At 71.7% G+C, this 5,044-nt stretch carries 2 protein-coding genes and 1 pseudogene; all 3 read right to left on the bottom strand.

Features of this window, described 5'->3' with window-relative positions:
- Positions 1–2,033: AsmA family protein (locus QQK25_RS17630; RefSeq protein WP_284189105.1), on the bottom strand; the 2,033-nt coding region annotated here is incomplete at its 3' end.
- Positions 2,034–2,084: 51 nt separating this feature from the next.
- A complete protein-coding gene (locus QQK25_RS17625; protein WP_284189104.1) occupies positions 2,085–4,421 on the bottom strand; it encodes a CHASE2 domain-containing protein in 2,337 nt (778 codons plus the stop codon).
- Positions 4,418–5,044 (bottom strand): annotated as a pseudogene (locus QQK25_RS17620) (hypothetical protein); the annotation flags it as partial. The gene QQK25_RS17625 and the pseudogene QQK25_RS17620, both read right to left, overlap by 4 nt.

The raw sequence follows: 5,044 nt of genomic DNA, 5'->3' as shown, positions 1-5,044 counted from the left end.
GCCCGCACGGGCACCGGCACGCCGCGCAGACCGCCGAGCACGGGCGTGTCCACCGGTGCCACGGCCAGCAGGTTCAGCCGCACGAGGGCGTCGACGCGGGGGCCGGACAGATCGATGCTGCCACCCCCGGTGATCGCCAGGGTCGGGCTGCGGGCCTGCAGATCACTGCTGCGGGCGTGACCGCCGGCCACCTCGAACCCTGCCGTGAGCTCGCCCACCGGCGTGCTCTCGGTGTCCCGGTACGGGCGTCTGGCGGGCTGACGGGCCTGGATCGGCCCGCGCCAGTCCTTCAGCGCGGCCGTGACGTCGATGCCGCGCAGCACACCGCCGCGCAGGCGCAGGCGGGCTTGACCGGCCAGGCCATGGCGCACGTCGGCCAGCGTCTGGCCGGCACCGCTCACGTCGATGAACAGGTTGAGCAAGCCGCTCGCCGGCTCCCGGCCGGTCGCGTCACGGAGCAGCGGTGCCACATTGACGTTCTGCACGTAGCTGCGCCACTGGAGCTTGTTGCCCTCGGCCAGGCTGGCCGTGCCTTCCAGGGTGCCGCCGTAGAGATTGCCGGTGTAGGCCGTCGCCGCGAGCTTGCCCCCGTGGAGCGCCAAGGGCAGGCGCAGGCGCTCTACGTGCAGGCCGCCAAGTTTGAGGCTGGCGACCTTCAGCACCCCGTCCGCATCCAGCCCCGACAGGGCCGCGGCGTCGATGCGGGTAGTGCCGTCGATGGGGCCCAGATGGCGGTCGGCGTCGAAGCGGTCCACGTCCAGATCGAAGCCGATGCCTGGGGCCGAGAGCTTCGGCAGGTTCCAGCTGCCCGTCAGATGGCTGTCGCCAAACCGCAGATCCAGCTTGCCACCGCCATTGTCGCGGCCGAAGTCGAGCTTGCCGCCAAGCTGGGCAGCGATCTTGAGGGGTGTGGCGCCAGGCTTCGCGGCAGTCAGGCCCAGTTCGCCCGCCAGCGCCGGGATGTCCAGCACCCGCGTGTCGGCCTGCCAGCTGGCGCCGCCGCCCAGGCTGCCGGCGAGCCGGCCCGCCGGGGTCTTCCAGTCGACGTCGGCATTGAGCTTGTCCACCGCCAGCAGGTTGCCCTTGGCGGCGAGGCGGGCGATGAGGGCGCGCAGCTGTCCGCCGTAGCCCTTGCCATCCAACCGCAAGGCGGCGTCGGCCGTCGCGGCCTCGGGGCCGGCGGCGCCCAGCACCACCCGCGGAGCGGTGACGCGCAGCTCCAGCGCGCGCCCGTCGGATCTGTCCTTGCCCACGAAGCTCAGGCCGCTCGCCTGGAGCGCGCCGTCGGCTGGAATCTGAAGTTCGGCAATCGCCAGATCCACATCGACCTCGGCCCGGTCGGCCAGCGCACCGCGAACCGCCAGGTGGGCGCTGCGGGCCTGATGGCCGGCGTCGCCGTCGAGCCGGTAGCCGGTCTGCAGCTCGATGCGCGCATCGGTGAGGGGCGTGGCCTGGGTGAGCCGGGCCGAGAGTTCGAGCCGGCCGTCGGCCTTGCGCCCGAGCCGGCTTGTGCCGAGGTTGATGTCCGACAGCGCGAAGTTGCGGCCGGTGGCCTCGTCGATCCAGTTGAGCACGCCGCCGGTCACCGCCAGCTTGTCCACGTCGAACTCCAGCGGCGCCTCGGCGGGCAGCGGAGTGAGGTGATCGGCCACCGACAGCTTGCCGTCCTTGCCCCGGCGCAGGGCCAGCCGCAGCCCGTCCACCTCCACCCGATCCACCACCACGCGCTGGGCCAGCAGCGGCAGCAGGCGCAAGCCGATGGTGCCCTGCTCGATGCCGAGGAACTCGCCGTCGCCGTTGCGGCCGGAGAGCGACATGGCCGGCAGGCGCAGCTCGAGCCGCGGGAACATGGCGAGCTCCACCGCACCGTCGAAGCGCAGGGTGCGCTGATGGCGTTGCTTGGTGAAGTGGCTCAGGTCGGTCGCCAGGCGGGCGCCGTCAAAGGTGGCGTAGAGATACAGCGCACCGGTGGCGACGGCCGTGCTGGCGCCACCGAGGGCGAAGGCCAGGTACTTGAGGTATTTGAAACGCATTTCCGGAGAAATCACGACTCCCGTGACCCCGATCTTACCCCACGCCCCCGCTCAGCCCGTAACGAGCTGTGCGGTCGCGTTGCGCAGAGGCAGGCGCAATTCGAAGGTGCTGCCCTTGCCGAGCTCACTCTCGACGTTCACCGAGCCGCCATGGCGTTCGGCCACCGTCTTCACGATGAGCAGGCCGAGGCCGACTCCGGTGGGCTTGTCGCGCCCTTCCTCGACGATGCGCGAGAAGCGCTTGAAGAGCCGCGGCAGGGCGTCCGCCGACATGCCTTCGCCCTGGTCGCTGACCCGGATCACCCAGTCGGGGCCTTCGGCCGACAGGCGCACCGACACGGTGCTGTTGGCGGCGCCGTACTTGATGGCGTTGGTGAGCAGGTTGATGACCGCCCGGCGCAGCAGCGAGAAGTCGCCGCGCACGATGGCTTCCTCGGTCTCGGCGTCGCGGGTATCGACGTCGACGCGGATGCCCCGCGCGTGGGCCTGGGGCCACACTTCGTCGGCGGCCGAATCCACCAGACCGGCGAGATCCAGCTCGACGAAGTCCTTCGGATCGGAACCCTCGGCGCGCACCAGGCGGAACAGGCCGTCGGCCAGATCGAGCGCCGAACGGGCGTAGCGGTCGATGCGCGGGATCTGGGCGCCCCAGTCGGTCTTCTCGCCCTGATGGCCGTCGATCAGGGTGAGGATGGAGGCCAGCGGCGCGCGCAGGTCGTGGGACAGGAAGTGCATGGTGTCCTCGCGGCTGCGCTGGGCTTCGTGCATCGCGGTGACGTCGGCGAGGCCGATCACCCGGCCGGGCCGGCCGCTGGATTCGGTCACCAGATCGGCCACCGACACCAGCAGGTAGCGCTTCTTGTCGGGGGTCAGCTCGAACTGGCGGATGCCCGAGAAGCCGGACAGATCGGGCAGGCCGTCGCGCATCGGCACATACACCGGCCACGGCAGCTCACGCAGGGCGGCCAGCAGGGCGTCGCTGCGGAAGGCGCGCAGCAGGTAGCGGGCGCGCTCGTTGTGGAGGATCACCCGGTCGAGCTGGTCGATCACCACCACGCCGATGGGCAGGTGCTCCAGGGTGTCGGCGATGAAGCGGCGTACGTCCCGCTGGTGCTGGGCCACCTGGCGGACGATGCGGATGCGCTGCTCCAGCGGATCGGCGGCGGCGGTGCCGGAGTCGTCGGGCAGCAGGCCAAGGGGCGAGCCCTCGCGCTCGAGGGCGATGAGTTCGGCGTCCAGGTAGCGCTGGGCCGCTTCGAGGCGTCGCCAGCTCCACAGCGGATAGGCCAGCATGCAGCCGAGCACCGCCGATGCCGGCCCGAACCACCAGCCGCCCACCGTCACGCCCAGGGCCGCCAGCAGCAGCGCGGCAGCGGCGAGGACGAAGGAGGTCATCAGGCCGATGCGGGCGTCGGCGTAAAGCAGCACCAGCATCAGCCCGCCCACCATCAGGCCGGCCACCAGCCCGGCGACCCACGCCGGCAGCGGGGTGATGACGCCGTTGCCGCGCAGGGCATCGAACACATTGGCCTGAAACTCGATGCCCGGCATCGAGCGGGACAGGCCGGAGGTGGGGGTCGGCACCGCCTCGGCCATGCCGGCCGCGGTGGCGCCCACCAGCAGCAGCTTGCCGCGCAGGGCCGCGGCGGGCACTTCGCCGCTCAGCACAGCCCGGTAGGAATAATGGATGTAGCTGCCCGGCGAACCGGAGAAGCGGATGCGCAGCCAGCCGGCGCGTTGCCATTGCTGGGCGTCGGCGCCCTCGCGGGGGGCCGGTTGCGAATACCGGCCGCGCACGGCCGGATCGACAACCCGCAGCAGCGACAGGGCCAGCTGGGGATGGCGCGCCGTGCCGAAACCTTCCCACAGGTAAACGCTGCGGGCGATGCCGTCAGGATCGAACTCGAGCTGGTCGTGGCCGAGGGCGGCAGCGGCCTCGGCGAACATCGGCAGCGGCAGCACCTCGCCGCTCAGCACCGAGCCGGTCGTGGCCTGGCTGAGGGGCAGAACCACCCGGCCAAAACTGCGCATGGCCCGCGCGAGGGCCTCGTCGGCCCCTGGGTCGTCGCGGCTCGGCGCATCCAGCAGCACGTCGAACATCATCGCCGAGGCGCCGACCTCCCGCGCCCGGTCGATCAGCGCGGCGTGCACGCGGCGCGACCACGGCCAGCGGCCAAGGCTGGCCAGGCTGGCGTCGTCGATGGAGATGATCACCACCTCGTCGCTCGGCGGCGACACCCAGCTGGTGAGCACGCCGTCGTAGATCGTCTGGTCGATGCGCCACAGCCAGCCCTCCACCGCCGACGCCACGGCCAGCGTCACGCACAGAAGGGTGACCGCAACCCACTCGACGTTGGGGCGGCGCAGGGATCCGCCGACGTTTCTCACGGGTTGGAGACGGCGGGCGACGAGAGGGACCACCAGGGCAACAGATAGAAGGTCCGGAGCGTCTGGACGCCTGACCACGGGCTGGTCGTGCCATCCGGATAGGTGCCGCGCAGCCGCAGGTAGTAGGTGCCGGAAGCCGGCGCCGCCACGGTAAACGCGGCCTCGCCAATGCGCTGGTCGGCGATCAGGTCGGTAAAGCCGGCATCCCGCGCCAGCTGCACGTCGTAGAGCTGGTTGCCGCCACCGGGCCAGGCAAAGCGCAGGCGCTGGTTGTAGGCGGTCACGCTGACCGGGCCGGGCGCCGCCCGGACGATGAACGCGTGAGGCTCGCCCCACGGGCCCTGATGGCCGTCGGCGGCGACGCTGGCCACCCGCCAGTCGTAACGGCCCGGCGCCAGCTGCGGAGCCAGCTCGAGGCCGTCCACGCCGCGATCGATGAGCGGGGTGGCGAAGCGGCCGTCGGTGGCAAGCTGGACGCGATAACGCGCTGCGTCGCCCTCGGCCCGCCAGGCGAGCCGGCCGTCGGTCGCGGCCAGCACGGTCGGGGCGAGGGGGCGGGCACGGACTTCAAACGTCCGGGACGCGTCGAGGCCTTCGAGGCCGGCATCGTCGATCGCCCGCAC

The organism is Zoogloea oryzae (assembly GCF_030161255.1).
Taxonomy (GTDB): domain Bacteria; phylum Pseudomonadota; class Gammaproteobacteria; order Burkholderiales; family Rhodocyclaceae; genus Zoogloea; species Zoogloea oryzae.
Note: the sequence above shows the minus strand (reverse complement) of the source record. Positions and strands in the feature narration are given on the sequence as shown.